Below are 21,889 nucleotides of genomic sequence, written 5' to 3'. Positions count from 1 at the left end.
ATTGACTTCGGGACACTTTTAAGGAGATGAACCGCAACCAGCTAGAGAACTGGAATTTCACTGGCAGGCCATTAACCCTTAAAAGTATTGCTATGCAAGGATCATAGCCGAAAAAGCCAAACTACGGGTTTCCCTGTGGATGCGGTTTCAAAGATTTTAAAGTAGGCGGGAGTAGGGTTTGATGAGAAATAGAACCAATCTCCAAAACCCTATGAACCAGTATAGTGGCTTAAAGCAAGCCCTTCAACCCCATCTCGGATGGCATGGTGCCGGGGTTTCGTTTCTGGCACTGTTCCTACTAGCCTTAATCAAAGTCAAAACCGTCAATCTGAGGGAGTTAGCCGTTGGATTTGGAGGTAAAGCTCTGAAAGAGTCTAACTACAAAAGATTACAACCCTTTTTTCGAGGATTTGAGCTAGATTACTCCTAAATTGCCAAAATTGTTGTGATACTAAATCCGGTTATTAAAGAATGATTATTTATTCCCCCTTTTGCCTATTGCAAGAGTGCATGAGTGCCTGTCCTCATAAGTAGCCTATGCTCAACGGATTTAGTCTTATGTGACAGTTGAGGGTGCGGAATGTGGGTTGACATATTGTAAAAATTGTACGGAGACAAAATTGTGGTGGTGATTCGGTAGTAGTGATGGCGGCTTAATCCTTTGCTTTGCTGTGCATTGTAGTCATGGATAAAATACCAAAGGGCTCCCCAACGTGATTCTCCATTTTTTTAGAGAAAGATAGACTCTCTCTCACCAGCCGAGAAATCTTTTGTCGAAAGGTATTAAGCTGTTCGTAATTTAAATTGCTTGTTGAGACTTGGTTTATCCGAAACCTTTATTTGACGGGGGACAGCCGCCAGTTTATTGTTGACATAGTTTTGTAACCATGACCAACTTACCCCTGTTACTCTAGCAATTCCTCGCAAGTAAATTCGTTCGAGCAAGAGTTGATCAATTAATTGTTTGGTTTGGTCAGAGACGGTTTTATTAGTGGGATTGAGCACAAACTGACGACCACATTCTTTACCTTGACGTTTGGGTTTTACATTATGAATAGAACCATTATTGATAGTATGGTGAGAACCACAATTAGGACAGGGGAATAGAGGTGAAGGGGGGACTTTGTTCGGTGCTAGACTGATATTTGAGTAAGCCAGACAGGAGCCAGAAAAAGATATTTATTAGAAAAGTCATGATCAAGCTAGAGGTTTAAAGACTGATTGGGTTCCAATTATTTTTATTCATAAATATTTTACACAATTCATACCAGGTAAGCAAGAGGGCTACGGCACTACTACCGAATCATTACCCGTTTCTTTAGGTGGCTGACCGAGAATCAGGATGTGTTTGCCGCTTATCAAGCCAGTTTCGGCTTTGTTTGGGCTTAAAATTTGTTGAAGTCCCACTAGAAGCATTCAGTCATCAGTTTTTTGTCATGCCCACTACTGCCCAACAAGTTTATAATCAAGTGGTTTGTAACTTATCATCTGGGGAACGTTTGCGATTGGCCACAATCATTCTCAATCAACTTGTCGGACAACAACAACCATCGCTCGATCAAAGTGATACCTGGACTGAGGAGGATCAGATCGATCTTGTCAATTTTTCCCTAAACTACGCGGCCAAAACTTTCTCTGATGTGGAGGGGATTTAATTGGTGACGTTTTCTTCTGGAGATGTGGTGACAATTGATTTTCCCGGTGTGACAGGAATTAAGTGCCGTCCGGCTGTGGTTTTGTCATCCGATGATGGAAAACCATAAGGGCAAGTTATGGCGAATACTAAACAATTTAGTCAACGACATAACCCCTTGTCCCCTAACCCTACGATTTTTTACTAAAATAACTGATATAGTCATTTCAGATAAGTCTGATACAATCTAGACCAGTTAAACCCTTATGAACTCTGGCATTGATATTCTCAATCTTAATTGAAATGACTATAACTGATAACTGATAACTGATAACTGATAACTGATTATGTCTCGTCGTCAACTGTTGAGTTTTTTAATTGCAGTAATTCTGGCATTTTTTGCCTTTATTCCCGATGCTAACGCTTTAGGTGGCCCCCAACCCCCTTTAAATCAACCGGCACCCGATTTTACCCTACCGACTAACACGGGAGAAGGGAATATTTCCCTATCGGATTATCGGGGTAAGTGGGTAGTTTTATATTTTTATCCCAAGGATTTTACCCCCGGCTGTACCCTAGAAGCGCGGCGTTTTCAGCAGGATTTGCCGAAATATATGGCTAAAAATACGCAAGTTTTAGGGGTAAGTGCCGATGATGTCGATTCTCATGCGGAATTTTGTGACTCGGAGGGGTTAAAATTTCCCTTACTGGCAGATACTACCGGAGATGTTAGTAAAGCTTATGGTTCTTGGATGGGTTATGTTTCCCTGCGTCATACCTATCTTATCGATCCGCAAGGGATTTTAAAAGAGATTTATTTAGGGGTAAATCCTGCCATTCACAGCGCCGAAGTTTTAGCACGTTTAGAGGAATTACAGGCGAGTTCTTGAGATAATTGCTCTTGAATCTAGAAATTATCTTGATAAAAGCTATCTGCAGCCGATGGGATAAAAAAAATCCCGACCACGATTTTTTCATCGGTGGGGGATATAGATTAACAACCTTAACCGAGATAATCAGGACTAATTGCAATTATCGTCCTTATCACCCTTACAGTCACGGTTTTGTAAAATTAGCGGCCAAGAGGAATGGTCAAAATGGTTATCTTGACTATTAACCGCTAAAGTGTGAGGAATTGAACCTAACAGCAAGGAGGCCACAACAAACAAGGTTAACGAGATTTTCATGGTTTTACTCCCTTAGACACTATCAGGTAATTGACCTATTTTTACCATAGGGCCTTCCTTCTCGGATGTCAGTCCCATTGCCAAGAGGGAAAAAGGGGTTAACATGGAAAAAAAGGGAATATAAGTAGAATAAAGTAGAACCGGATGAAACCACAGGGATGGGACGAGTTTCTTAAACATCTAGCTAGAGAATACGGTGTTCAAGGCAAATTAAAAGAGATTTTTTTAGTTCGTTTTGCCTACGAAAATTGGCGCAAACCGGATGAGGAAATTTGGGAAATGGCTGAGGCCGCCAGCCATGAAACCTATAAAAAACAAATGACTAAAATCTATAGCTATTTCTCGGCAGATAAAGATAATGGCTGTCCCGAACTCGAATTAGGTAGTAAAGGGCCGGGTAAGTTCCAAATCCTCCGAGAATGGTTCAAAGATATCAAATATCCTCAATGGAAAAATCACCCCACCCCGATACTAGCAGAAAAATCAGTTATAGATACTTATATTAGCCGCCCTCCCGTCGAAAGCGACTGTTATCAAGAAATTAATCGTCCGGGGTCACTCATTCGCATTAAATCCCCCGAAAAGACCGGTAAAACTTCTCTCCTTAAACATCTGCTCGCTCAGGCAGATAGTTGGGGACATAGCACAGTTTATATTAATTGTCAAGTGGCAGAAAAGGCGATGTTTGCCAGTTTAGACCGATTTTGTCGCTGGTTTTCGGCAAATGTCAGCCGAGAATTGGGTTTAAAGCCTCAATTAGATGAATATTGGGACGAGGAACTATTTGGCAGTTTAATCAGTTGTCAAACCTATTTTCAGTCCTATCTTTTGGAACAGATTAACGGGCCGCTCTTTTTGGCCCTAGATAATTTAGACAGAATTTTCGAGTATCCCGACATCGCTAGGGATTTTCTGCCGCTTTTGCGCTGTTGGCACGAAGAAGCTAATAATTTAGAAATCTGGCAGAATTTGCGGTTAGCGATTGCTAATTCCACGGAAATCTATATTCAATTGGACGCTAATCAATCTCCCTTTAATGTCGGTCGCGCGATTAAATTACCCGGTTTTAGCCTCGAACAACTGGAAAACTTGGCTAGTAGCTACGGATTGCCTAAAAATGACGATAATCAGCGTTTTATCGGGGATTTAATCGCTCTAGTTGCTGGTCATCCCTATCTTAGCCGTTTGGCCCTGGAAGCGCGGGTGCGCGGGGAAAAAAATATTCTCCCTAATGCTGCTACCCAAGGGGGAATTTATGCGGCACACCTGCGTCATCACTGGGATAATCTGCAAAAACAGCCGGAATTATTGACAGCGATGGGGGAAGTGGTTAATTCTTCCGATAAGGGAGCGCGATTAGAACCGATTACTGCCTATAAACTGGAAAGTATGGGTTTAATTCAGCTAAAAGGCGATCTAGCCCAGCCTAGCTGTCAATTATATCAGCTTTACTTCCGAGAGGAACAGACCAGCAGCGATCTCTAGTGGATAATTAGACACCGATAAGCATCCGGTGCGCTCAAAGATTGTTCAACTTGCTAAAGATTGTAGTTCGGAAGTGCCATAAACTCTCACGATTTTGTCTTGGCAGGCCGTGGCGATATAATTACCGTCGGGACTAAAACAAACGGAATAGATTTTCTGGGGATGGGGAATAGAAATAATGGCTTTTCCTGCTTTTAAATCCCATAATTTTAATCTTTTATCATCACTACCACTGGCTAATAGTTGATTATTAGGACTAACACTAACTGAATTGATATGATCACTATGTTCTAGGGTGGGTGAGGGGACAATAATCGAAAAAATTGCCCGATAAATTAAGTATTGACCGTAACCTAACTAAAAAAGGCTGCTATTTAGGGACGCTATAGGGTAAGATTAACTATTAGGGTGGAATTTATTGCCGATTTTAATCTTGTCCTAACCGAGCAAAATTAGCAATTGAATGTGTAATTTAAAATATCTATCCCGTCAATCTCATCTAACCGCAAATGCTTAAAATTTTAGTTGATGGTACACCGATAAGACAAAATCCTAGCGGAATTGGATTATATGCTTATCACCTGATTGCCGAATTAGCTAAATTACAAAACCAAGAAAACTTTTCCCTGTCCCTCTGTTTTCAACCATCGGTAAAAAACTGGCTGCGGGGTAATCTTTCTATACCCGAAAAACTGCAATCCTATCCAGAGGTTAAATGTTTACCAATTCCCGTCAGTCTTAGCAATATTTTAACCCGATTTCCTAATCCTCTAATTCCCTATCTAGAAAACTTTCTTGATTCTCCCGATATTCTCCACGGATTGGATCATGTGGTGTATCCTTGTCGTCAGAGTCGTCAAGTTATGACTATTCATGATGTTACCTTTATTAAATATCCTGAGTTTGTCACGGGGATTGTCAAAACCTACACCCAACGGATTAAACAATCTCTACAATGGACAGATTTAGTTATTGCTAACTCCGCAAGTACCAAACGAGATATTATTGAATATTTAGGTGTGAACCCAGAGAAAATTTTTGTTACTCCCCTCGCAAGTCGTTATTCTTCTCTCCCCAATTCTCCCTCATCTCTAACTATCACTAAACCCTATTTACTCTTTGTTAGTACCCTAGAACCACGAAAAAATATTATTAATCTTATCACCGCTTTTAACTATCTCAAGGACAGGTATAAATTAGACCATAATCTGATTCTGATTGGCAAAAAAGGATGGAAGTATCAACCAATTTTCGATAAAATATCTCAGTCTCCCTTTCGAGATAGTATCCAACATCTTGATTATCTTGCTGATGACTTAGTTGCGGATTATTATCAAAAAGCCGATGTTTTTGTCTATCCTTCTTTTTACGAAGGTTTTGGATTACCAGTTTTAGAAGCGATGACTTTAGGTTGTCCTGTGGTAACTGCTAATACTGCATCCTTACCCGAAGTCACGGGAGACTCGGCAATATTAATTAATCCCGATAATTCCCTAGAAATTGCTGCGGCAATCTATCAAGTTATTAGTGATACCTCTCTCCGTCAAGAATTAATCACTAAAGGAAAAAAACAAGCAGCAAAATTCTCTTGGCAAAAAACCGCACAAGCTACTATAAAAGCTTATCGTTCTCTTTTATAATAAGTAAGTAGTTATAATTAAATTGAAGATGGATCCCCCCTTAATCCCCCCTTGATAAGGGGGGTGCTGATCACCCCTTAATCCCCCCTTGATAAGGGGGGTGTCTGACAACTTTTAACACCTACCTACTTAACTAGCTAATATCTATGAATAGGAATCATCAATTATTAATCAATCTCGCTTTTCTCGGTACTAAATATACTGGATTGACTACCTATACTAAAAATCTAATTCCCCAATTAGCTAACTTAAATCCTACCCTAATCACTTCTAATAGTTACCCAGATTTTAACACCTATCCTGTCTCGGCAAACCTCACCCAAGAGCAGGGAACCAAAGGCAATATTAAGCGCTTAATTTGGACAGAAACCCAACTCTATCAAACCTATCAACAATTGAAATCCTCTCTGCTATTTACCCCCATTCCCGAAGCACCTATTTATGGAAATTGCCGCTATATTGTCACAGTTCATGATTTAATTCCCCTGCGATTCCTGAAATTTTCTCCTCTAACTTTTTATAATAAATACTATTTACCCCAAGTCCTGAAAAAAGCCACACATATTATCGCTGTTTCCCAAGCAACTGCCTCCGATATTCATAAGTTTTTTAACATACCTCTTGACAAAATAACCGTGATTCTTTCTGGATATGATTCTGATAATTTTCGTCCTCTAAATCTGGCGACTCGTCCCTATTTTATCTATCTTGGTCGTTATGATCCTCATAAAAATATCGCTCGTTTAATTACTGCTTTTTCCCAAATCGATCCCGAATATCAATTATTAATTGTCGGTCAATTTGACCCCCGTTTTACCCCTACTCTACAGCAACAGGTAGAAGCATTATCAATCTCTCAACGAGTGCAATTTTTAAACTATGTTTCCTATGAAGAATTGCCGCAACTTTTAAACCAAGCAACTGCTTTAGTTTATCCCTCCCTTTGGGAAGGTTTCGGATTACCTGTACTAGAAGCGATCGCCTGTGGAACTCCTGTGATTACTTCTAATCTTTCCTCTCTCCCGGAAGTCACAGGAGATGCGGCAATTTTAATTAATCCCTATAGTATCGATGAGATGAGGGAGGCAATGCAGCAAATCGCTAAAAATAACCAATTGCGTCTTAAATTAAAATCCCTGAGTCGCCAACGCGCCGAGCTTTTTAGTTGGGAAAAAACCGGTCAAGAAACCGCCACAATTCTGCAAAGTTTTCTCTAAAAATGGTGATAAAAAATTTATCAATCATTGTCGGATGAGTTATACTAAATCCGTTGAGTAACGCACAGAAAACGGGTTTCTCCGAGAAACCCGTTTTCTACTCATGCAAAAGGCAACAGGGTGAATAAATAATCAGTTTTTAATAACCGGATTTAGCATCAACTCGTAGTAGATGGATTCATGAATCCATCTACTTGGGGGGGAGATTCAGTGTTAATTCCTATATATTATTGTGCCATTCTTCGGGAATTTGAGCAACTTTTTCCTTACCATTAGGCTGATGAATAGGTTTTCCTAAAGGACGAATTTTGAGATTTCCTTGCCAATAAGCGGCGATTCTTTCCTTGGCAATTTTCACATATTCTGCTTCTTTTTCACTCCCCATCACTCGACGATTGTGCATAATACTAGCAATCAGAGAAGTTCCGACTCCGGCAAAGGGATCAAAAACCCAATCCCCCTCATTTGTCAAGGCTAAAACACATCTTTCTACTAATTCGATCGGATATTGACAAGGATGAATAGTTTTCTCTGGATGATTAGATTTAACGTTAGGAATATCCCACAGTAACTCATCCCATTCTTGTGCCAAAAACTCCCAAACATCGCTGGGATTTTTTCCTAAAGGATTACCAGAGGGTTTACCGATATTTTTACCTTTAAAATGGCGCTTACCAGGGTATTTAGCGGGGATTCTCACCGGATCAAGATTAAAGGTATATTTATCGGTTTTTGTCAACCACAAAATAGTTTCATATCTGCCAGAAAATCTTTTAGAGGTATGTAATCCATGACCAAAATGCCAGACAATTCTATTTCTTAAAAAGAAACCCATTTGTTTAAATAGCTGATAATAAAAAATATCTAAAGGATAAACTTCTCCCTCTTGAACGAAATTTCCCACCTGCCAGCAAATACTGCCATTATCTTGCAAGATTCTAGAGAATTCTCGCAGAATTTTGGTTTGGGTTTCCAGATAAGTATCCAAAGAGATTTTTTTTTCGTAGTCTTTTCCTAAATTGTAGGGAGGAGAAGTAATAATCAAGCTCACAGAATTATCTGGTATAGTCTTGATAAAATTATTGCTATCTCCTTGATAAAGAATTATTTCGGCATCAGGTTGATAAAAGTCTCGCACTGATTTTGATTGAGAAAATAAGGGCAACTGATTCATAGAAAATTTAGCAGAGAAGAGCCACTTTTAATTAGGGTTTGCGGCAAAAGTTTTTCCTGGGGGCAGGGTGTGGGGTGTGGGGTGTGGGGTTTTACCCATTTTACATCTAATATTCAAGAGAGCCAGTTTTTTCAAACAATTAATGTCATCTATAGCCAGCAAAGATATAAAAAAAATTCTACTTTTTTAGATAAAAATCGGGAAGAAAATTTTAACTTTTTTCTATTCTTCCCTCAATTGAGATTAGCTCAAACCCGGAACGCACTCACCTAATTCCACCGTAAAAGGTTGCCAAGGACGAGGATCAATTACCTTTGTCGGCAAAGCATGGGATGTTAATAATTCTTGAAAGGATTCGGGACTACCCCCAGCACTTAACACCGCCATCAATAATCCTTTAAACTCGATATCACCACCGGCAGCCGTAGAAATAATATATTGAGGCTGCAAGCGTTGACAGACTGCTAAGGCGCTTTCTTGTCCTTTGATTACCGGTCCGAGGAAAGGTATTTTTAAGTCAATCAAAGGAGTGATAATCACGGAGATTTTACCAAGAGAATCGAGGCTAGGAGAATGATAACCGTGGGGTTCGTAGTAGATACTCTGATTTGTCGCTAATTCCTTGATAACATAACCATTTTCCACCAGAGTCGGCCCGACTGGAGAACCGGGGACAGCAGTAATTTCGATCGCATTGTCAAAGATATAACTAGCACCGTGGGTTAAAGGGATGGGATGGGTATAATTGAGCGCTCGAACGACTTTTTCGGCATTAGGAGAAGCTACCACGGGAATTTGGCGATCGAGTACCTGTAAAGTAGGAGGATGGGCGTGATCTTCCAAACCTTGGGAGAGAAGAATCAGATCGATATGTTCGGGAATGGCATGATTAGCGGTTTTTTTGCCCTCAAATAGCCAAGTTAAATTACCAAAAGTCAGGGAACCTACCAACCAAGGATCGAGAAGCAGGCGTTTTCCCCCGATTTCGATTAACCAAGAATTACTATCAAGCCAAGTTAACTGCATATAACAAGAATGAGGATTTTCTTAATTTAATTTAACATTACCATTAATTTTTCTGCGCTTGGGGGTTTTTCAGTCATCAGTGAATGCCATTCATAGCAGTTATCTTAATGGTGAGGTAGGAAGTCTCTGGTTTTAGGGAACGGGCAACAGTAGCCAGTCGTCTGGGGATGATACCAAATTAGGTTACACTTCATCTTGAGGAGAAACGCTGTCACACTCCTCACTCAATGCCGGTCACTGAAAACCCAAATCTGATTACTGATTACTGATTACTGATTACTGATCACTGATCACTGATTAGTCAAGGCTTAAGAAATAGGGAAAGTTTAGCTATCTTAGGGAAAGTAGGCGCTAAAAGGGGAGGAAGAACGCATCAGCCGAGACTGAATTTCTATGACTAAACGTACCTTCGGTGTTATCGGACTAGCTGTCATGGGAGAAAATCTCGCTCTCAATGTGGAGAGTCGGGGTTTTCCTATAGCTGTTTACAATCGCACCGCCAGCAAAACTAAAGAATTTATGGAAACTCGCGCCGTCGGCAAAGATGTCAAGGCGGCCTATAGTTTAGAAGAATTCGTCCAAATTTTAGAGCGTCCCCGCAAAATTCTGGTCATGGTAAAAGCTGGCCCGCCGGTGGATGCCGTGATTGAACAATTAAAACCCCTTCTCGAAGAAGGAGATATGATTATCGATGGCGGTAACTCCCTCTATGAGGACACAGAAAGACGCACCCGCGACCTAGAATCGACCACTAAACTCGGTTTTGTCGGTATGGGAGTCAGTGGTGGCGAAGAAGGCGCTCTGCACGGTCCTTCCCTGATGCCGGGGGGTACAGAGTTCGCCTATCGGGAATTAGAGCCGATTTTAACCAAAATTGCCGCCCAAGTCGATGATGGTCCCTGTGTCACCTACGTGGGACCCGGGGGTGCGGGCCATTATGTGAAAATGGTTCACAATGGCATCGAGTACGGCGATATGCAGTTAATTGCGGAAGCCTACGATGTGCTGAAAAATGGTCTAGGACTAAGCAATCAGCAGTTACAGGAAACTTTCACCGAGTGGAATCGCACCGATGAGCTTAATTCTTATTTAATTGAAATTACCGCCGATATCTTTAAGTATGTTGACCCGGAAACCGGTCATCATTTGGTAGATTTAATCTTGGATTCGGCGGGACAAAAGGGAACCGGACGCTGGACCGTGTTAAGTTCCTTGGAGTTGGGGGTGTCAATTCCGACTATTTATGCTGCGGTTAATGCTCGCGTGATGTCCGCTTATAAGGATGAACGGGTGGCCGCCGCAAAAGAGCTACCCGGACCGGGGGAAACCTATCCGGGGGATGCGGCACTATTTGTGAATAAGGTGCGTGATGCTCTTTACTGCTCGAAAATGTGTTCCTATGCCCAGGGTATGGCCTTAATCGCTAAAGCTTCTCAGGAGTTTAACTATAATATCAGTCTGCCGGAATCGGCCCGGATCTGGAAGGGCGGCTGTATTATTCGGGCCGGTTTCTTGGATAAAATTCGCAAAGCTTTTGCGGAAAATCCGGGGCTGCCGAATTTGTTGTTAGCGCCGGAATTTAAGCAAAGTATCCTCGATCGCCAAGAAGCCTGGCGTGAGGTGTTAGTCTTGGCTAATAAGTTGGGAATTCCTGTCCCGGCTTTTAGTTCTTCTTTGGACTATTTTGATAGTTATCGTCGGGCCAATTTACCGCAAAATCTCACCCAAGCACAACGGGATTATTTTGGCGCTCATACCTACGAACGTACCGATAAACCCAGAGGTGAGTTTTTCCATACGGAATGGATGACTGAATCCTAAAGCTATCTAATATCTTCTCCCCTTTTTATTTCTGGTAAAAAGGGGAATTTTTTGGCTATCGGTCAAGAATTTTCGATAACCCTTGGGCAAATTGTTCGGCAGTCATGCTCCCACCTCGGTTGGCAGGGACTAAAAGAGAGCCGGTGCTGAGAAGTAACTCCCTGGTTGCCAATCGCTTCTAGGTGTTGAGCAGTGCCATAACCCTTGTGACGAGCGAGTCCATAATCGGGATAGCGTCTGTGCCAACGAGTAATTAAGTCATCGCGCCAGACTTTGGCCACGATACTAGCCGCCGCAATTACCGGGGATTGTTGATCTCCCTGAATTACCGCCTTTTGGGGGATTGACAAATCTTTAATAATGTGCTTGCCATCGACCCAGCAGAGACTGGGGGAAAGGGGTAATTTCCCGATAGCTCTGCTCATCGCCAGTAGGGAGGCCTGAAGAATATTCAAGCGATCGATCTCTTTCACCGTAGCATAACCGATGCGACAAACAAAATCCCGTTGTATTTGCTGGCTCAACTTTTGCCGTTTTTGGGGGCTAAGTTGCTTACTATCCTTCACCCCCAACTCCCACAGCCGCGCAAAACCAGAGGGGACAGTGACCACTACCGCCGCCACCACGGGGCCAAATAAAGCCCCGCGCCCCACCTCATCGACACCGGCAATTAAGGGTTCTGCGCTCATGACTCATCGACAGTGGCGGAGGAACGACGACGACGACGACGCAGCACCGCGGTTTCAGGCTCTATTTGTGGCTCCTCTGTCACCTCGGCGCTCACCGGGGTCTCGAAAGGAATGACTTCGCCCAGAAAAACTGGAGTTTCGGTCGTAATCGGTTCGGGCGTAAAAGTCACTGGTGGACTAGCTTCTTGGTTGATTTCCTGACTAACTTCGCTAGTGGTGGAACGACGACGACGGCGCACCAAGGAGTGATTTTCGGCTTCCTCGCCGATTTCCGTCGCTTCTACCGGGGTGTCCTCGACTTCTAGGGTAGGAGTCAAGGATATTTCAGGAGTAACAGGCATTTCTGGGTTTTCCGCTTCTCTTTCCCCTGCCAGTTTCACGGAAACAATCACCGATTTCGGGTCTTTAAACTCCTTATCCACCAGAATCAGGGGAGAAATGCCCATTAAAGAATAAACTTCCTGTTCTACCGGGGTCATTTCCACGGAAACCCGCTCCCGTTCGCTGACGGGGATATTTTTGGCGGCGCTGGCATCTTCTCCCCGTTTCGAGAGACGGGCGGGGCGTTCTCGTTTTTCCTCAAAGCGTTGGGGTTCTGATTCCGGCTCGATTTCGTTGTTAACACCGTTAGTAGAGGCTTTTTCGCCCCGTTCCTCTTTTAGTAACAGTTCCGAGGGACGACGACGGCGGCGACGGCGAGAATTATTAACCTGTTCTTGATAGTTGGGATGGAAGGAAAGATCTATCTCTTGGGCGTTTTCTTCGGCCTCAAATTCAGAGAAAACTTCTAGATAGGGTTCGGCAGCGGCAACGCTAGGAGCGCTCTTATCGGGTAGAACTTTTGTATTAGTCGGAGCAATGACAAGGGTTTCTTTTTCCGCGCGGCTAAGGGTGGGGGTTTCTAGGGCGATGGCGTTGCCTTCTCCGGGTAGATGGGCTAAATGGCCCAGTCCGCCGCAATGGTCACAGGTTTTGCCGAATAATTCATAAATGTTTTTCCCCTGACGCTTACGAGTTAATTCCACTAACCCCAATTCCGATAATTGGGCAATCTGGGGCCGGGCCTTATCGCTTTTCAGGGCCTTATTAAACAATTCCAGCAGTTTCAACTGGTCGCGACGGGAATCCATATCGATGAAGTCCACCACCACCACACCGCCGATATTTCTCAAGCGCAGTTGTCGGGCGATTTCTGTGGCGGCCTCGCTATTAGTCCAGAGTACGGTTTCTCGGGCCGTGGCCGAACGGGTAAAGGAACCGGAGTTAACATCAATTACCGTTAAAGCTTCCGTCGGTTCGATGATAATGTAGCCGCCGGAGGGTAAATCAACCCGGGGTTTGAGGGCCTCGCGAATGGCGGCGTTAACCCGGAAATAGTCGAGAATTGGCTGGGTTTCCCGATGGGAGTCGATATAAACCCCTTCGAGAGCTTTGCCGCCGCCCCAGTTCGTCAATTGCTGTTTAACTCGTTTTACCGCCACCGGGTTATCCACAACAATGCGATTGACATCGGCACTGTACATATCCCGCAAAACCCTTTGAATAAAGTCATCATCGCGGTTAAGCAGGGCCGGGGCGCGGCTGCTGACGGCCATCTGTTGGATGCTCTCCCACTGTTTTTGCAGAAATTCCAAATCCTCGATAATCGCTTCTTCCGCTTTGCCTTCGGCCTCGGTGCGTACCAGCAAACCCATCCCCGCCGGTTTGACCAAAATCGCTAAAGCTCGTAAACGGGAGCGCTCGTCTTCACTGCGGATGCGACGGGAAAGATTCACCCCGCGACCATTGGGCATCAATACCAGATAACGACCAGGGAGAGTGACATTTCCCGTTAGTCGCGGTCCTTTATTGCCGGTGGGTTCCTTCATTACCTGTACCAGCACTTTTTGCTGGGGGGCCAGTAATTCCGTGATGGCACCGGCGGTTTTTTTCAGTCTTAAGGGGCCCAGGTCGGTGACATGGATAAAGCCATTGCGTTCCGCATCGCCAATATTGACGAAGGCTGCATCTATCCCGGGGATAACATTTTCTACTAATCCTAGATAGATGTCGCCCACCTGCTGATTACCTGTGGCTACAACTAATTCCTGAATTTGATCTTCCCAAAAAACAGCCGCTATATGGTGTTGTTCGGCTATGATTATTTGTTTTGGCATTCAATTTCCTCAATCTTTCGGTTTCAAAAGCGACGGACCATGGGCTATTTGTCTATGCTTTGAGGCTACTTCTGGAAATCTGGTCTTGTTAAGAAAGTTCTAAGAAGATGAGTCCGCATCGTTAAAGCCTCATCTTGATGTTCATCTGCCCCTCAGACGTGGGAACTGAGTCTTGGTTTCAGTTGTTAAGTCTGTTTGGCAAGTGCCGGCTTGACCCACAATTAGGTAAGCACAGCCAGGAGACGAGATTTTCAATTAATCCCTGAGTCTTGCTCGATAACAGCATTTTTTATCCGTTTCCGCCAGTTCTGTCTATCAGAATCTAGGAAAAAAGGAGTTTTTGAGTTACTCCCCTCGGCAACAGGTTTCTGTGGAAGGGAAAATAGCGCACTTTTCGATTTTCCAAAAACCACGATTCTTTTAAGAAATGCTTTAATCGAGTCTTATAGACGACTATAACTCACTCGGTCACTCTCTGACAAGATGATGATCCCCTGACCAAGATAATCACTCATAATCTAGTATGACCTGCACCCATTTGGGCGGACGAGAAATCGGATTACCGAGGCGATCAAGAACTAATAACGCCACTAAATGCACGGCAAATAAGTATAATAAACTATTGACAAATATGCCCACAACTGCTATCGATTGCACTTGCAGCAGCGTCGGTTTAGCGAGAATCCCTATCTGGGTGAAAATCCAATCGATAAAATTAGTCGCTTGGGTAATCACATATAACCAGAGATTTTCGCCTAAAAGAATTGAAAACAGCCAAAAACGAAAGAATAAACCAAAAGCCCCCAACAGTCCCCCAGTCAAGATAGAAAATTCCCAGCGCGCACCCCGGCGCCAGCATAGCCCCAATTGTAACCCCATCAAGCCGTGGGGAATCAAAAAGACGATACTGCGAGTCGGTCCCATTAACACCGACAAAAGTAAACTAGAAACTAATGCTGTCATCCAAGCACAACGAGCGCCCCAACGTAAATAGGCTAAAGCGATAGGAATCGGGAAGAAAACCCTTAATAACGGTCCGAGGGGAAAATAATAGTCAATTAACCAGATTAAACTGGTAGCACTGGCCAAAAAAGCCGTTTCCACCGTGATCAGGGTAGCGATAGACTTGAGAGGAGATGCTTGGATAGGTTTGGTTGTGGGTTTATCTAGGGGTTTCTCCTCTTCCCCCAGATCTACCCAATTGGTTTCATCTATTGTCTCTTCTGAGGATTGAGCGGGAGAATTAGCGTTAGAATCGTTCATTCTATAATTTATCCGGTGGTCGGGACGGGTTGGCAAGCTATTCTTAGCTTAGACTTGTGACTCCCAGTCAGGCAAGAGGCAAAAGGGGGAATAAATAATCAGTCTTTAATAACTGGATTTAGTATGAGGTGTTAGGGGTAGGAGAATTTACGGGAAATTTCCCTGTTTCTACTGAAAAAAAACGGCTCTAAATAGGGTTTGCGGCAAAAAGTACGGGCGAATGAGTAGGTAGGGTGCGTTAGGAGCGCCACAATATTATTTAATTTACATTAATTACATAGGCGACGTAACGCACCAATATTATCCTAAATCCCTTGAGTAACCCACTGAGTAGGTAGGGTGCGTTAGGAGCGCCACAATATTATTTAATTTACATTAATTACATAGGCGACGTAACGCACCAATATTATCCTAAATCCCTTGAGTAACCCACTGAGTAGGTAGGGTGCGTTAGGAGCGCCACAATATTATTTAATTTACATTAATTACATAGGCGACGTAACGCACCAATATTATCCTAAATCCCTTGAGTAACCCACTGAGTAGGTAGGGTGCGTTAGGAGCGCCACAATATTATTTAATTTCAGATCGTAGGTTGGGTTGAACGATAGTGAAACCCAACACTTTTAAATAATTGGGTTGGGTTTCGTTCCTCAACCCAACCTACGGCTCAAAAAAAAAATCGACCCGCCCTTAGGCGGGAGACAAAGGGCAAAAGAGCAAAAGAACAAAGGGTTAAAGTCCTGGGGAGACACACGCAACCCGAAAACCGTCGATGCCGTAGTCGTAGCCGGGGTCGTCCCTGACGCGGTTGGCAGAACGACAGATATTAGGGCTGATGACCCAAGAACCGCCGCGCAGACACTTGGGATGAGAACGATTATCATTATTGATAGTCCACGCAGATCCATCCTTTGGCGCTCCGATATAGTTATCGTGCCAATCGTCTTCGCACCACTCAAAAACATTGCCACTCATGTCATAGAGTCCCCAAGCATTGGGCCTTTTCTGTCCCACAGGATGAGTTGTCTTCTGAGAATTTCCGTCATACCAAGCGTAATCTCCTAACTGATTAGCATCATCACCGAAATAATAGCGAGTAGTAGTCCCCGCACGACAGGCATATTCCCATTCCGCTTCTGTGGGTAGGCGATAGGTTTTCCCAGTTATTTGACTCAATTTCTGGCAAAAGGCTTGAGCGTCATCCCAGCTAACCTTTTCTACCGGATTTTGCAGATTATTTTTAAACCAAGAGTTGTTTGAAAAATAAGAGGGATTGGTTCCCATTACCGCTTCATATTGTGCCTGAGTCACCAGATATTTCCCAATCGCAAAACTGTTGACTTTAACTTGGTGTGGAGGCTTTTCCCAATCCCTAGCATCGGGATCACTATCAGGAGATCCCATAAGAAATTCACCTGCTGGTAAGCTCACCATCTCCAGTGTGACTCGATTGGGTAGGTTTTCGGTAAATGGAGTGGGTGAAACAATTAGGGGTATTGGTGAAACAGGCTTTTTGACTGCTTGTAAGGCATTTAAAACCTGTTGTGCTGTCCATCTTTGTTTTCTATCTTTTTGCAAACACCCTTCAATAATCGGTTTAAACTCTTTCGGTAAACTGGGGATTTGTAGCTCACAATTTATCACCTTTACCATTAATTGATTATTGTCATTATTGAACTTATAGGGAAATTGATTAGTCGTCATTTGGATTAACATAATACCTAATGACCACAGATCCCAAGCTGAGGAAATATCACCCCTAAAGGCTTCGGGAGGCATATAAATAATTGTACCGGTATTGTGGACTGTTTGAGTGTGGCTTTTGTTATTTAAGGTTCTAATTAAGCCAAAATCTGCTAACTTGTATTGTTGATTAACCTTGAGGATATTACCCGGTTTTAAATCTCGATGGACTTTATTTTGTCGATGAAGATAATTTAAGCCCTGAGCGACTTGAGCAGTAATATTTGTAATCTCATCCGCTGACAAACTGGCTTTGGCAATGTGATTTTCTAGGCTACCCTGTGCCAATTCCATCACTAAATAAAGCATCTCTGTATTGAGAAAAGTAAATTCCCCCACCGCATAACTCTTAATTAAATTAGGATGTTCTAACTTTCTGGAATTTGTTAATTCAATTAATTTATCATCGCTACTTTCGGGGATAACTTTAATGGCAACTTCTTTGACCGATGTATTTCTGACCATTTCACTAGCATGAAATACACCACCAAAACCACCCGCACCGAGAAATTTATTAAGACGATAGGGGCCTATTTGTTGCCCTTCTAACATCTTCATCATTTGGTCTAGCATAATAATAACTCCTGAATTAGCCAATTTTTAGGTTCTGTAACTATCCTATTAAGTGGGTGGTTTTAACGAAGGCAAGAGGCAAAAGCTTTATCGAAATGTGTAATTAATTTTGCTTAGGTACTTAATACTAAATCTGGCTATTAAATACTGATTATTTATTCCCTCGAGTAGAAAACGGGTTTCTCGGAAAAACCCGTTTTCTGTGGGTTACTCAAGGGATTTAGTATTAGTATGACATTGGGTGTCGGTTATCTCATAATCAAAAAAGGTGGGCGATAAACCCACCAGAAAAATAACCCAAAAACCTTAACGATAATTAGGACTTTGGATATCTCTAAGACGCGCTTCGGGACGTTTAAATCTGTCCATTTGTGCCTCAAAGAATTGACGATTTTTAAGTAAATGTTTGGGATTAGGATCGTCGAGGGGATAGAGTAAAGCCGTGCGTAGAGCTTGAATAACTGCCGAAGTAACATTATACATCGAGCGCTGGAAACTAATCCCCAATTGAATCAAAATATCGTCTTCCCCCCGGCAGTTTTGCTGATAGTAATCGATCAGATATTGGGGTAAAAAATGATACATATCATCCATTAACAACGTGGGAGGAATTCCCGCAGTACCCACGGGGAAAACATCCGCATAAAGAATGCCATAGTGAAAGTCTTTTTGTTCGTCAGGAACCTGTTTTGCTTGGGCATTATAGGACTTTGTACCCCGGAAGGGAGCAGTACGATAAAAGACCGCTTCTACATAGGGTAAAGCTGCTTCATAAAGCCAAGTAAAAGCCTTTGATTTGGGGATAATTTCGTAGCATTGACCATCAATATAAACGTGATGATAAATCGGCCGGCCAGCGATGGCAAAAATACCATTAACGAGGAAATTCATGGCATCAGGAACACCTTTAAACCCTCCTTCATCGTAGATATCAGACATCTCGAAAAATACCGGGGCCATCACTTCCCAGAATAGTCCTAAATTAGAGTAGTAGGACATCATCCGCACCTGTTCCAAAAACATATCGGGGAACAGGTCATAAAGTTTCATCATGACGGGATTTTTCTTGAAATAGGCCTTAATAGCGCGGTCGGCATTTTGGCGATATTCTTCTGAATCAAGATAGGCATCAAATAAACCCCAACCCATATCGCGGCCATGCCATAACATGGCTTGCATACAAGCTTCAGCAAATTCCATATTAATACGGTCATGCCAGAGATGATGGATTAATCTGGGCATTTTTCGGGTTTTACCTTTATCCATGAATTCTAACAATTCAGGGTGAGCGGAACCCGTACCGCGCCAGATGCGTAAATCGGCATTATCGCCAGCGTAATGATTTTGTAGGTCTAGGTATTCTTGGGGCAGAAAATATTTAAAAAAGGGCAAAGGATCGAGGAAAACTCGTTCGGCAATATAGAGCAGATCTCGCCAATAAAAATCCATCGGTACGGCATAAGCTTTATAAATGCCGATAATTTGCATCAGGTTTTCGGGAGTATCCGGCAACATGGATCCACCCGCTTCTAAACGATGGATAATGTCGGCAAATTCGTGAGTAGAAGGGGGAATTTTGGCTTTGATTAATGTCCCAGTCATAGTTTTAGGTAAAGTAATTAGCAGCGGTTACAATAATTCGGAAACAGCAAGGGATAACTAACTAGGGTCTGCTGAAAAAGTTTTTCGTGGGGGCAGGGTGTGGGGTGTGGGGTGTGGGGTGTAGGGTTTTACCCATTTTCAGACGGTCAATTACCTAATTTTCAGGAAAAAAGTCCCGGAATTTTCGCCCCGATCACTCTCGGCTGGCACTTTTTGAGGTCAAAAAAGTCTAAAAGTCTTATCCAACAAGGTTTTTAGATTTATTAAGCCAACCCTAACTATTACTCAAAAATTTACCCCGATTCAACCAGTTGGTTTTTGAGGACTTTTGTGGAGATTTTTTGAAGACAAAACTAGGTTTTGCTTCCCCCGATAAGCTGGCAACCATCGAGTTAGTGGTGGGTTCAATCCAACGGACTAAATAATTGGGTTGAATACCTAAAAAGACGATTAATACCATTAGGACAAAAGCGGGTATAGTTTCCGATTTCAAGACTTTGGGATAGTAGGCAAGTTTATTATCCAATTTACCAAAACAGGTGCGATTAAGCAGGATAACAAAGTAAACCGCCGTTAAACCGGAAGCGATGATACAGAGAACCGTCTGCACGGGAAAACGGGAAAAACTACCCTGAAAAACGATAAATTCCGCCACAAATCCCACTAATCCGGGGATACCAGCACTGGCCATACCGGCGAGAATTAATAGGGCGCTAACCAGGGGTAAACCGCGAATTGGGTTCATTAAACCGTTTAAAACGTCTAAATCTCTAGTTCCGGCTTTGCGTTCGACAATGCCCACCAGATAGAATAAGAGGGCGAGAATGAGACCGTGGCTAATCATTTGCGCGACGGCACCAAGGACGCTTAAACCCGTGCCGGCGGCGGCTGCTACCAGTATATAGCCCATGTGACCGATCGAACTGTAGGCCACCATGCGTTTAATGTCTTTTTGGGCAATAGCGCTCAAGGCCCCGTAAATAACGCTAGTAACGCCGACAATTGCCAGTCCGGGGGCGATTAAAGACCAAGTTTCGGGGAATAATTGCAGGCCAAAGCGAACTAAGCCATAAGTACCGAGTTTAGCGAGGATACCACCTAATAAAATTGCTGTAGCGGGGGAAGCTTCCGTATAGGCATCCGGTAGCCAAGTATGGAGAGGTACGAGGGGGATTTTGATGCCAAATCCCACTAACAGCAGAGTTAAGAGCAGTAACTGGGTTTTTTGGGAGAAATCGGCGGTGGAGAGGGAGGAATAGTCAAAAGTGCCACCATTGAGGAAACCTATGCCTAAAAATGCCGCTAGGACTAATAACCCAGAGACAGCAGTGTAGAGAAGGAATTTAATCGAAGCATAGCCACGTTTTTCGCCTCCCCAGATAGCAATCATCAGATAAAAGGGGATTAATTCTAGTTCATAGAAAACGATGAACAGCAGCAGGTTTTTGGCCATTAATGCCCCAGAAACCCCGGCGTTAATCAGGAGGATGAGGATGTAATAAAGTCGGGGACGCTCTACTTTTTCTTCGGTACTATAGATAGCTATTCCTGTCAAGAAACAGTTTAAAATAATTAACGGTAAGGACAAACCATCGACTCCGAGGTTATAACTTAAACCGATTGGTTTTGCCCATTCGCGGTATTCAGAAAATTGAAAGCCATTGCTGGTTAAGTTATATTGGGTCAGCAGATATAAAGACCACAAGAAGACGGCAGCAACAAAAAAGAGGGTAATTTGACGTAATTTTGCTGGGGCAAATTTATCGGGGAAAAGACCGACGATAATTGCTCCAATTATTGGCAACCAAAGCAGGGTACTGAGCATATTGGTATCGATCGAATTTAGAATGACTGGGATGAGAAAACGATTAGCCAACCGACACGATGACTAATCTGGAATTGACTAAATTAAACTCACTTTTCCGCTATCGAGATCATAGTAGGCTCCAACAATTTTTAATTGTTTTTTATCTACTAAATCACCCATGACCGGGGATTTGCCCAATTTCTCTACTTGATAGATAACATTGGATTTAATTGCTCGCTCAAGTTTGTTGGAACCGGGTTGTTTTTCGGCCCGATCAACTCCCACCTGTAGGCCATCGATTAAACGACCGATTTGTCCAGGGAAACGACCCCCTTCAATGGTGGCTTTTACCGCTCCACAACGAGAATGACCAAGGACAACAATTACCTTGGCTCCTAATACCAACGTACCGAATTCGAGGCTACCAATTTCTTCGGAAGTGGCTAAATTTCCCGCTACCCGACAAACAAATAGATCTCCTAATCCGCGATCAAAAACGATTTCTGCCGGCACGCGAGAATCGGCACAGCCCAAAATTGCCGCGAAAGGGGCTTGACTTTCGGCCACTTCTGTGAGTCGAGCTTGATCGCGGTTAGGACTTTTTTGTCTTCGTTCCCAGAAACGTTGATTGCCTTCCATGAGCATAGTTAAGGCCTGGTCTGGGTTCAATCCTTTATTTTGAGCGGTCAGCCATGGCTCAGAATTAACAGCAGTTTGGGCGTTAGTTTGGGACAGTTGCGAGCCTAAAATAGTAGCAGCCAGACCAGTTCCCAAAAAACCACCCCCATAACGGATTAATTGGCGACGAGAGGTATTGAACATAGGTAATTGTTTCCATATAATCAGGACAAATCCTATTGTCAGGGCCGG

Annotated in this window: 17 protein-coding genes and 3 pseudogenes; 8 read left to right on the top strand and 12 right to left on the bottom strand. The window is 43.2% G+C overall.

What is annotated here, in order from left to right; all coding sequences use genetic code 11:
* Window positions 1-211 precede the first annotated feature (211 nt).
* Window positions 212-424: pseudogene (locus H6G48_RS22940) on the top strand (IS4 family transposase); the annotation flags it as partial.
* 395 nt (window positions 425-819) lie between these two features.
* On the opposite strand, the pseudogene H6G48_RS22935 reads toward H6G48_RS22940, so the two are convergent.
* Window positions 820-1,195, bottom strand: a pseudogene (locus H6G48_RS22935) (IS1/IS1595 family N-terminal zinc-binding domain-containing protein); the annotation flags it as partial.
* A 241-nt stretch (window positions 1,196-1,436) separates the two neighbouring features.
* On the opposite strand from H6G48_RS22935, the gene H6G48_RS22930 reads away from it, so the two are divergent.
* The 3 genes from H6G48_RS22930 to H6G48_RS22920 all read left to right on the top strand — a co-directional run bounded on the left by H6G48_RS22930 (window position 1,437) and on the right by H6G48_RS22920 (window position 2,523).
* Window positions 1,437-1,655: a hypothetical protein gene (locus H6G48_RS22930; RefSeq protein ID WP_190723374.1), complete on the top strand. Its 219-nt coding sequence runs from the start codon at window positions 1,437-1,439 to the stop codon at window positions 1,653-1,655.
* A gap of 3 nt (window positions 1,656-1,658) precedes the next feature.
* Window positions 1,659-1,763, top strand: coding sequence for a type II toxin-antitoxin system PemK/MazF family toxin (locus H6G48_RS22925; RefSeq protein ID WP_242034743.1), 105 nt, complete (start codon window positions 1,659-1,661; stop codon window positions 1,761-1,763).
* A gap of 217 nt (window positions 1,764-1,980) precedes the next feature.
* Entirely contained in the window at window positions 1,981-2,523 is a 543-nt protein-coding gene (locus H6G48_RS22920) for a peroxiredoxin (RefSeq protein WP_190723372.1), read from the top strand.
* A 132-nt stretch (window positions 2,524-2,655) separates the two neighbouring features.
* On the opposite strand, the gene H6G48_RS22915 is transcribed toward H6G48_RS22920, so the two are convergent.
* Entirely contained in the window at window positions 2,656-2,820 is a 165-nt protein-coding gene (locus tag H6G48_RS22915) for a hypothetical protein (protein WP_172969329.1), read from the bottom strand.
* Window positions 2,821-2,964: 144 nt separating this feature from the next.
* Here H6G48_RS22915 and H6G48_RS22910 point away from each other — a divergent pair, with 144 nt between their 5' ends.
* On the top strand, window positions 2,965-4,305 hold the full coding sequence (locus H6G48_RS22910) for an AAA-like domain-containing protein (RefSeq protein ID WP_190723370.1): 1,341 nt from the start codon (window positions 2,965-2,967) through the stop codon (window positions 4,303-4,305).
* A 45-nt stretch (window positions 4,306-4,350) separates the two neighbouring features.
* Here the strand turns inward: H6G48_RS22910 and H6G48_RS22905 are convergent.
* Window positions 4,351-4,596, bottom strand: a pseudogene (locus H6G48_RS22905) (WD40 repeat domain-containing protein); the annotation flags it as partial.
* 218 nt (window positions 4,597-4,814) lie between these two features.
* Here H6G48_RS22905 and H6G48_RS22900 point away from each other — a divergent pair.
* The gene (locus H6G48_RS22900) at window positions 4,815-5,945 is read left to right on the top strand and encodes a glycosyltransferase family 4 protein (RefSeq protein WP_190723368.1); all 1,131 of its coding nucleotides are present in this window, start codon (window positions 4,815-4,817) and stop codon (window positions 5,943-5,945) included.
* A 146-nt stretch (window positions 5,946-6,091) separates the two neighbouring features.
* Window positions 6,092-7,162: a glycosyltransferase family 4 protein gene (locus H6G48_RS22895; RefSeq protein WP_190723366.1), complete on the top strand. Its 1,071-nt coding sequence runs from the start codon at window positions 6,092-6,094 to the stop codon at window positions 7,160-7,162.
* 220 nt (window positions 7,163-7,382) lie between these two features.
* Here the strand turns inward: H6G48_RS22895 and H6G48_RS22890 are convergent, their stop codons facing one another.
* Both H6G48_RS22890 and H6G48_RS22885 read right to left on the bottom strand, forming a co-directional pair.
* Window positions 7,383-8,336, bottom strand: a complete 954-nt coding sequence (locus H6G48_RS22890; protein ID WP_190723364.1) for a DNA-methyltransferase — start codon at window positions 8,334-8,336, stop codon at window positions 7,383-7,385.
* Between the two features lie 243 nt (window positions 8,337-8,579).
* The gene (locus H6G48_RS22885) at window positions 8,580-9,362 is read right to left on the bottom strand and encodes an MBL fold metallo-hydrolase (protein ID WP_190723362.1); all 783 of its coding nucleotides are present in this window, start codon (window positions 9,360-9,362) and stop codon (window positions 8,580-8,582) included.
* Between the two features lie 393 nt (window positions 9,363-9,755).
* On the opposite strand from H6G48_RS22885, the gene gnd reads away from it, so the two are divergent.
* Window positions 9,756-11,183: a decarboxylating NADP(+)-dependent phosphogluconate dehydrogenase gene (gene gnd, locus H6G48_RS22880; RefSeq protein ID WP_190723360.1), complete on the top strand. Its 1,428-nt coding sequence runs from the start codon at window positions 9,756-9,758 to the stop codon at window positions 11,181-11,183.
* 62 nt (window positions 11,184-11,245) lie between these two features.
* On the opposite strand, the gene H6G48_RS22875 is transcribed toward gnd, so the two are convergent.
* The 7 genes from H6G48_RS22875 to H6G48_RS22845 form a co-directional block, all read right to left on the bottom strand.
* Window positions 11,246-11,872, bottom strand: coding sequence for a ribonuclease HII (locus H6G48_RS22875; RefSeq protein WP_190723358.1), 627 nt, complete (start codon window positions 11,870-11,872; stop codon window positions 11,246-11,248).
* Window positions 11,869-14,028 carry a ribonuclease E gene (gene rne / locus H6G48_RS22870; protein ID WP_190723356.1) on the bottom strand — a complete coding sequence of 720 codons (2,160 nt, stop codon included), beginning with the start codon at window positions 14,026-14,028 and terminating at the stop codon, window positions 11,869-11,871. Before rne ends, H6G48_RS22875 begins: the two co-directional genes overlap by 4 nt.
* Window positions 14,029-14,535: 507 nt before the next feature.
* Window positions 14,536-15,291 carry a DUF2232 domain-containing protein gene (locus H6G48_RS22865; RefSeq protein ID WP_190723355.1) on the bottom strand — a complete coding sequence of 252 codons (756 nt, stop codon included), beginning with the start codon at window positions 15,289-15,291 and terminating at the stop codon, window positions 14,536-14,538.
* Between the two features lie 735 nt (window positions 15,292-16,026).
* The gene (locus H6G48_RS22860; protein WP_190723353.1) at window positions 16,027-17,610 is read right to left on the bottom strand and encodes an SUMF1/EgtB/PvdO family nonheme iron enzyme; all 1,584 of its coding nucleotides are present in this window, start codon (window positions 17,608-17,610) and stop codon (window positions 16,027-16,029) included.
* A 306-nt stretch (window positions 17,611-17,916) separates the two neighbouring features.
* Window positions 17,917-19,212, bottom strand: coding sequence for a CO2 hydration protein (locus H6G48_RS22855; RefSeq protein ID WP_061433310.1), 1,296 nt, complete (start codon window positions 19,210-19,212; stop codon window positions 17,917-17,919).
* A 274-nt stretch (window positions 19,213-19,486) separates the two neighbouring features.
* Window positions 19,487-21,037: an NADH-quinone oxidoreductase subunit M gene (locus H6G48_RS22850; protein WP_190723350.1), complete on the bottom strand. Its 1,551-nt coding sequence runs from the start codon at window positions 21,035-21,037 to the stop codon at window positions 19,487-19,489.
* Between the two features lie 78 nt (window positions 21,038-21,115).
* Window positions 21,116-21,841 carry a carbonic anhydrase gene (locus H6G48_RS22845; protein WP_061433309.1) on the bottom strand — a complete coding sequence of 242 codons (726 nt, stop codon included), beginning with the start codon at window positions 21,839-21,841 and terminating at the stop codon, window positions 21,116-21,118.
* Window positions 21,842-21,889: the final 48 nt, after the last annotated feature.

The sequence above is a fragment of the Microcystis flos-aquae FACHB-1344 genome, assembly GCF_014698375.1.
GTDB classification, from domain to species: domain Bacteria; phylum Cyanobacteriota; class Cyanobacteriia; order Cyanobacteriales; family Microcystaceae; genus Microcystis; species Microcystis aeruginosa.
This window is presented reverse-complemented; position numbering and strand designations above follow the sequence as displayed.

Excerpts from the sequence above, each read along its gene's own strand:
- H6G48_RS22865 (WP_190723355.1), bottom strand. The coding sequence starts at position 15,291 with ATGAACGATTCTAACGCTAATTCTCCCGCTCAATCCTCAGAAGAGACA.
- H6G48_RS22915 (WP_172969329.1), bottom strand. The coding sequence starts at position 2,820 with ATGAAAATCTCGTTAACCTTGTTTGTTGTGGCCTCCTTGCTGTTAGGT.
- H6G48_RS22920 (WP_190723372.1), top strand. The coding sequence starts at position 1,981 with ATGTCTCGTCGTCAACTGTTGAGTTTTTTAATTGCAGTAATTCTGGCA.
- H6G48_RS22850 (WP_190723350.1), bottom strand. The coding sequence starts at position 21,037 with ATGCTCAGTACCCTGCTTTGGTTGCCAATAATTGGAGCAATTATCGTC.
- H6G48_RS22860 (WP_190723353.1), bottom strand. The coding sequence starts at position 17,610 with ATGCTAGACCAAATGATGAAGATGTTAGAAGGGCAACAAATAGGCCCC.
- H6G48_RS22875 (WP_190723358.1), bottom strand. The coding sequence starts at position 11,872 with ATGAGCGCAGAACCCTTAATTGCCGGTGTCGATGAGGTGGGGCGCGGG.
- H6G48_RS22930 (WP_190723374.1), top strand. The coding sequence starts at position 1,437 with ATGCCCACTACTGCCCAACAAGTTTATAATCAAGTGGTTTGTAACTTA.
- H6G48_RS22855 (WP_061433310.1), bottom strand. The coding sequence starts at position 19,212 with ATGACTGGGACATTAATCAAAGCCAAAATTCCCCCTTCTACTCACGAA.
- H6G48_RS22895 (WP_190723366.1), top strand. The coding sequence starts at position 6,092 with ATGAATAGGAATCATCAATTATTAATCAATCTCGCTTTTCTCGGTACT.
- rne (WP_190723356.1), bottom strand. The coding sequence starts at position 14,028 with ATGCCAAAACAAATAATCATAGCCGAACAACACCATATAGCGGCTGTT.
- H6G48_RS22910 (WP_190723370.1), top strand. The coding sequence starts at position 2,965 with ATGAAACCACAGGGATGGGACGAGTTTCTTAAACATCTAGCTAGAGAA.
- H6G48_RS22885 (WP_190723362.1), bottom strand. The coding sequence starts at position 9,362 with ATGCAGTTAACTTGGCTTGATAGTAATTCTTGGTTAATCGAAATCGGG.
- gnd (WP_190723360.1), top strand. The coding sequence starts at position 9,756 with ATGACTAAACGTACCTTCGGTGTTATCGGACTAGCTGTCATGGGAGAA.
- H6G48_RS22900 (WP_190723368.1), top strand. The coding sequence starts at position 4,815 with ATGCTTAAAATTTTAGTTGATGGTACACCGATAAGACAAAATCCTAGC.
- H6G48_RS22890 (WP_190723364.1), bottom strand. The coding sequence starts at position 8,336 with ATGAATCAGTTGCCCTTATTTTCTCAATCAAAATCAGTGCGAGACTTT.
- H6G48_RS22845 (WP_061433309.1), bottom strand. The coding sequence starts at position 21,841 with ATGTTCAATACCTCTCGTCGCCAATTAATCCGTTATGGGGGTGGTTTT.